The organism is Micrococcus sp. ACRRV (assembly GCF_022346985.1).
GTDB lineage: Bacteria > Actinomycetota > Actinomycetes > Actinomycetales > Micrococcaceae > Micrococcus > Micrococcus porci.
On the sequence record NZ_JAKRNH010000203.1, the window covers coordinates 1 to 1,286 of the forward strand.

General features: G+C 74.4%; 2 protein-coding genes. Both read left to right on the forward strand.

Going from position 1 to position 1,286, the window contains the following annotated elements; translation table 11 throughout:
- The coding region (locus MHY29_RS12105; protein ID WP_239241565.1) for a winged helix-turn-helix domain-containing protein at positions 1-643 on the forward strand (643 nt) is incomplete at its 5' end.
- Positions 644-728: 85 nt separating this feature from the next.
- The gene (locus tag MHY29_RS12110) at positions 729-1,253 is read left to right on the forward strand and encodes a histidine phosphatase family protein (protein WP_239241567.1); all 525 of its coding nucleotides are present in this window, start codon (positions 729-731) and stop codon (positions 1,251-1,253) included.
- Positions 1,254-1,286 lie beyond the last annotated feature (33 nt).

Sequence of the window (1,286 nt, forward strand, 5' to 3'; positions counted from 1 at the left end):
CGTCCTGGCCCCCAGCGGGATCCCCGGCCCCCAGGCGGTGGCCCGGGAGAACGAGGCCCGCGGCTTCGTCATCTACGTCGGCATGGACGAGCTCATGGCCTCCGCCGCCGGAACGTCCCTGACCCGTCTGGCCAACGAGCTGCGCCACTACGTGGAGTCCCTCGTCCCCGGGGCCGAGTCCCACGCCGCCGTCGCCCTGGCCCCCGCCGGCGCCGCCGGCCGCGACCTCGAGGTGGTCCGCCAGGTCCTCGGCGACCCCACCGTCCAGGGTGCCGCGCGCCCCGACCTCGCGCAGGCCCCCGCCCCGGTGTCCACTCGCCAGCCCGGCGTGCTGATCGACCTCTCCCGCCGGGAGGTCCAGCTGGACGGCGAGGCGCTGAACCTCACCTTCAAGGAGTTCGAGCTCCTCAACTACCTCGTGGAGAACGGCGAGCGCACCGTGGGCCGCGAGGAGCTGCTCGACGCGTTGTGGAAGAACTCGGACGAGGTCCCCAACGAGCGCACCATCGACGTGCACATCCGCCGCCTGCGCGCCAAGCTCGGCCGTCTGGCCAACACCGTGCGCACGGTCCGCGGCCAGGGCTACCGGTTCTACCGCCACCCCGAGGTCGTCGTCTGGGCGGCCCCCGAGTACTCCATCTGAGGCCGCAGACGCCGCAGGCCGGGCCTGCCGCGACGGCGCCCCTCGCCCGCATCGGCGGGGAAGGGCGTCGTCGTAGCCTGGGGGCATGAGCCCGGCCGACGCGAAGACCCTCGTCCTGCTGCGCCACGCGAAGGCCGACTGGCCCGCCGGTGTGGACGACCACGACCGTCCCCTCGCCCCCCGCGGCCACGCCCAGGCGCCGGCCGCGGGGGACTGGCTGCTGGAGCACGGCATCGTGCCGCAGGCGGCCGTCGTCTCCGACGCCCTGCGCACCCGGCAGACCTGGGTGTGGGTGGCCCAGCGCCTGGGGGAGCGGGCGCCTACCGCCTACCTGGACCGCCGCCTCTACGAGGCCGACGCCGCCCGTGCCCTGGCCGTCGTGAACGAGACCGAGGAGACCGTCCGCAGCCTCATCGTCGTGGGCCACATGCCCTGGCTGCAGATCCTCGGCATGCGGTTGATGAGCCTGGACTCGGACCAGGACGCCGCCCTGGAGATGGCCGAGCATCTGCCCACACTCGGTCTGCAGGTGTTCCGCGTGGACACGCCCTGGGCCGAGCTCGACGGGCGCGACGCCGCCCTCACGCACTTCGCCGTCCCCGGCCGCTGACGCGTCGAGATCCCCCGACGCCTCCCACCGCCC